The organism is Microvirga sp. P4_G7, assembly GCF_056401005.1.
In genome coordinates this window covers 1-4,128 of sequence record NZ_JBFUKD010000312.1, presented here as the reverse complement: position 1 = coordinate 4,128, position 4,128 = coordinate 1, and the positions used below count along the sequence as shown (strand labels likewise).

Annotated in this window: 3 protein-coding genes; all 3 read left to right on the top strand. The window is 58.6% G+C overall.

Annotated features, from left to right (window positions below; all coding sequences use genetic code 11):
* Positions 1–1,552 (top strand): arylsulfatase (locus tag AC1DT3_RS13475; protein ID WP_477465761.1); only part of this gene is annotated, 1,552 nt, incomplete at its 5' end.
* 504 nt (positions 1,553–2,056) lie between these two features.
* Entirely contained in the window at positions 2,057–2,788 is a 732-nt protein-coding gene (locus AC1DT3_RS13470) for a hypothetical protein (protein ID WP_477465760.1), read from the top strand.
* A gap of 1,118 nt (positions 2,789–3,906) precedes the next feature.
* Positions 3,907–4,128 (top strand): hypothetical protein (locus AC1DT3_RS13465; RefSeq protein WP_477465759.1); only part of this gene is annotated, 222 nt, incomplete at its 3' end.

Sequence of the window (4,128 nt, the reverse complement as noted above, 5' to 3'; positions counted from 1 at the left end):
GTTCAACATTGGCGCCTATCACCGGGGTATCATGTCCGGAAAGACGCCCAACCTCGACCGACTGGCTTCTCAGGGCATGATGTTCACGGACTATTATGCCGAGGCGAGTTGCACCGCGGGCCGAGCGAGTTTCATCACCGGTGAAATCCCGTTGCGCACGGGACTTACGACGGTCGGCCAGGCGGGCGCCGATGTCGGCATGCCAGCTCAGGCAGCAACCATTGCCTCGGCTCTTAAAAACCAAGGATACGTCACCGGCCAGTTCGGAAAAAACCATCTTGGCGATTTAAATAAGTATCTGCCGACACTGCATGGCTTCGACGAATTTTTTGGGTACCTTTACCACCTCGACGCGATGTCCGACCCCTATTGGTATTCATTCCCCGACGACCAGTCCTATCGTGACAAGGTCGGCCCTCGCAATCTGGTGCACACCTGGGCGACGGACACAGACGACGCGACCGAACAACCACGCTGGGGCAGAATTGGCAAACAGAGGATCGTGGATGAGGGGCCTCTCGCACCTTTCCCGAACATGACGAACGTGCCGAACATGCACGACATCAGCCCGAAGGCGAAATATGACATGACGACCTTCGACGAAGTGCTGGTCAAGTCCACGTGCGATTTCATGGACAAAGCCAAGACAGACGGGAAGCCTTACTTTGTCTGGCACAACACGACCCGCATGCACGTGTGGACGTTCCTGTCGCCAAAATATCAGGGGCTCATGAACAGCACGACGAACTATGGTCTTGAAGAGGCCGGGATGGCGCAGCTCGATGACAGCGTCGGCTCCCTCATAAAATGCGTGGAAGATTCGGGCCAGGCGGACAACACAATCGTCGTCTTCACCACCGATAACGGCGCTGAAGTGTTTACGTGGCCCGATGGCGGCATGACCCCATTCAAAGGAACCAAGGGAACAGTCTTGGAAGGCGGGTTCCGGGCTCCCGCAATCATCCGCTGGCCGGGCAAAGTGAAACCGGGCACGGTCGAGAATGGTATTTTCTCGGCATTGGATTGGTTTCCGACTCTCCTCGCCGCAGCCGGTAACACCGATATCACGGGCCAACTCCTGAGCGGCGTGAAGCTGGGGGACCGTACCTACAAGAACCATCTCGACGGCTATAACCAGCTCGACCTACTGCAGGGCAATGGACCCTCTACGCGGCGTGAATTCTTCTATTTCGGCGGTCCTCAGCTCGGGGCCATTCGGATCGGGGATTTCAAGTTCCAGTTCTATCAGCAGCCGCAGGGTTGGCCGGGCGCGAAGGTCACAACCGATATGCCCGTGATGGTCAACATTCGCCAAGACCCCTTTGAGCGGACGCCCTCAATCGGCGGCCAGAGCCTCAACGACTTGGGCGGCGGCTACATGAACGACTTCTACGCGCGTGAATTCTGGCGCTTTGTCAGCGTGCAAGAGGTCGTCGGAAAGTTGGCTCTCACGGCGATCGACTTCCCACCGATGCAAGACCCGGCTTCATTCAACCTGGACGCCGTAAAGAAACAGATCGACGCTGCGATCAAGAACAAGCCGGGCAATTGAGCAAAACGGCCTTGTGGAAGGGCGGCTCGTAGCGAGCCGTCCTTCATTTGGTGTTGAGGCTGCGTTCAGACGCCTTTCCACCCCTGGCGTTCGCTCGTCCGAGGGAACGAAGACAAATTCCCATACATCGAGTGCTCGAGGAGGAACCTTTGATACGCTTGCTGTCAGCCATCGCTTTGGCATTGTTCGCAACAGAAGTCACCGCGCAGGTTGGGCCGCCGACGTCGCAACGCCCATGCTCGGCCAACCGGCAACTCGTGATGAAGGAAGGCGCTGTCGTCCTTGATACGGGACCCAACACTTACGCCCGCTTCGTCAGGAGCGCGGCAGAATGCCTGATCGACCAGTTCCCCGAGCCCGCGTGGGTCCCGAGCTCGAACAATCCGCAATGCTTCATCGGCTATCGGTGCCGAGACAGTTCCGATGAATTCTGATTCGTCCTGAAGCCAGCCGTCTCCGGGGGGCCGCGCTTGCCTGTCAACTCGTGTTATTGAGGAACGCGAAATGAACGTCCATGACCTCGTAGCTACTGCATTGCTGCTCTTGAGTATCACGGCAACATCTGGCCAGGCCCTCGCTCAGGATGCGAACAAGAAGCCGCATGTTCCCCTTCAGAAAACCATCGGGGTTGCGGCGCAGACGGCGCCTGAGCCATCGCTTGCCGTCATCAATTCCGCAGGCGCTCGCTTAGAGGGCGATAAACTCATTCTGACTGGCGTCGCTGCAAACTCTATCGTGTTCGCCGACCGTCCCGTGCGCGCCGCCGGTCACGTCACGACCGAGCAGTTCATCATGCAATGGGATCAAGGCAAGGACAGTTTTGCGAAAGACCCACCGAACGCAACCATCTCTGTTTTGGGCGGCAGTGGCTCGGACGTGGCTGATGCGGTCGTGACCCTGAAATCCGCCAAGCTGGAGGGCACCACGCTCACGTTCGATGTGGCCGTTCTGGAAGGCAACTTGAATGGCGCGACGGGACCTGCCGCCCTGTTCATCGACTTCTTTGCAGCGCGGTTCGGGGGCTTCCACGGTGGCGTGGCAGTGGGTGGTTATCGTGGCGGCGCCTATTGGCACGCACCTGTCTACAGAGGAGCATGGTACGGTGCCGGTGGCGCCCTGGGCGCAGCCGCCGCGGGCGCAGCCATCGGAGCGGCGGCTGCAGCACCATACTATCGCTACCCACCACCGCCGCCGCCCCCTGCCTGCGGCTACTATCCATACCCGCCTTGTTACTAGGTGCGTCGTCGATCGCCTGCCAATACTTGCTTGTAAGGGACCCCGTGCATTGAGTCGGCGAGCGCCTTTCCGGGTCAATAATGCGCGTGGTTTCGAAGTTGGCGACGTGGTGCGTTAGCGCCGTGGGATTGAGTTCTTCAAGGCCATTTGTGTGGAGCCATAAAGTTGGCCATCGAACACAGCGGCAAGCTGGCCGCCCCGGCGAAACTCGATTAGATCCGAACACGGCCCAGGAGATGGGAAAGCCGTTCGTGGTCGATTGGCTCAGCTCGCCCTGACGCTCATGCAAGGTGCCAAGCGTTTCAACTCCGATGAAACGGGCAAGCACAGGCAACCGGCATAAACGATCGCTTTCAGGGCGACAGAGCGGGACTGGGGTCGGTCTCGGAGCTGCTGGCGGTACGGACGGCACTGGCGCAGTAGTGGCGGAGACGGAGACCGCCAATCGAAATCTCGAATCTGTAGGAAACCCTTATTTTGTGGGCATTCCAAGCGTTCGGCGCTCAGAGAATGTTGGACGTTCTGTTGGACGTTTTCAATTTCGCTAGGCCTCGTCCTATTTCTCGCCCCGAGCAACGACCGAACACGCTGAGCTCACGCTTGGGGCAGCGCCACCATAGACGTTCCCCTAAAGCGATGGCAATGTTCTCATTTCGTTCGAATGGAACATTGCATGAAAGCAGGCCGTAATCCGCGTCGCGCGTATGACAGCGCGGGTAATGAAATTGCCCCCATGACCCTCACCAACATGCGGAGTTTAGGAGTTACGAGCGTCAGTGCGGAATGTCTCAGACCCCGTTGCGGGCATGAGGCCGTGGTCGATGCTTCGGGATTCCCCGCTCAGACGGCTGTCCCGGATGTCGGCCTGCGGCTGCGGTGCACCAAATGCGGCGGTAGAAGCGTCGCCACGCGCCCTGAGTGGACGGAGAGCCTGATCTCTCAGCGGTTGTTCCCAGGACATGGCTGAAACGAAAACCCCTCGTCGGAGCTATCCGGCGAGGGGACTGGACCAAGCAGTTTTAGCCGAGTCTGCTGCTCACTAAATCAATACAGAGTCGCTCACCCGGTTCCGCCCCTCCGTAAATACCGCGCCTCCGCTCAGCCTGCGAAAGGACGTGGTGACATTGGTGCCGGCGCGCCGCGACACTCCATTATTGTTTCGATCGGGTAGGCTCACGACTGCGGAAAAGGATCAGATCGCCGCTCTACCTGAAGCCCGGCCTCTTGATGTGACTTTTACCTTGCTCCCCGGTAGCGAGGACCGATGGGAAGCAGAATTGCTCCGCTTCTTTCCGGAAATTCTCTTATTCTTCTTTCCCGACATCGGATTAAAGGCTTCG

Bases quoted from the DNA above. Each gene is read 5' to 3' on its own strand.
- AC1DT3_RS13470 (WP_477465760.1), top strand. From the start codon at position 2,057: ATGAACGTCCATGACCTCGTAGCTACTGCATTGCTGCTCTTGAGTATC.